Below are 269 nucleotides of genomic sequence, written 5' to 3'. Positions count from 1 at the left end.
CCACGCCCTTTTTCAAGTTGTTCAATCGCAGTCAACGGAGGTCGATATGTCCGTAGGTTCGGCAGGTTCCATGATGCAAGGTCTCACCCAGGAAATGGACCAGATGACCATGATGTCCGCCCAGATGCAGGTGGAACAGAGCATGTACGCATCCGTTTCGAACGTCGCCAAGAGCGGCGCGAGCAATGTGAAGGACGCATCGCGCGGCGGCTAAACGCCCTGCGTGTGGCGCGCCGCTCTGTCCACGCCTGCGTGGCGGGCGGCGCGCC

1 protein-coding gene is annotated in these 269 nt (G+C 61.3%); it reads left to right on the top strand.

Annotated elements, in window-relative coordinates; all coding sequences use genetic code 11:
* Positions 1-214, top strand: a 214-nt coding sequence (locus tag SB771_RS34705) for a hypothetical protein (protein ID WP_410722001.1), incomplete at its 5' end; no start/stop codon positions are given.
* Between the last annotated feature and the right edge of the window lie 55 nt (positions 215-269).

It is taken from the genome of Burkholderia sp. SIMBA_051 (assembly GCF_046534915.1).
Classification (GTDB): Bacteria; Pseudomonadota; Gammaproteobacteria; order Burkholderiales; family Burkholderiaceae; genus Burkholderia; species Burkholderia ambifaria.
The sequence above is the reverse complement of the archived record's forward strand: the minus strand, read 5'-3'. Positions and strand labels throughout refer to the sequence as shown.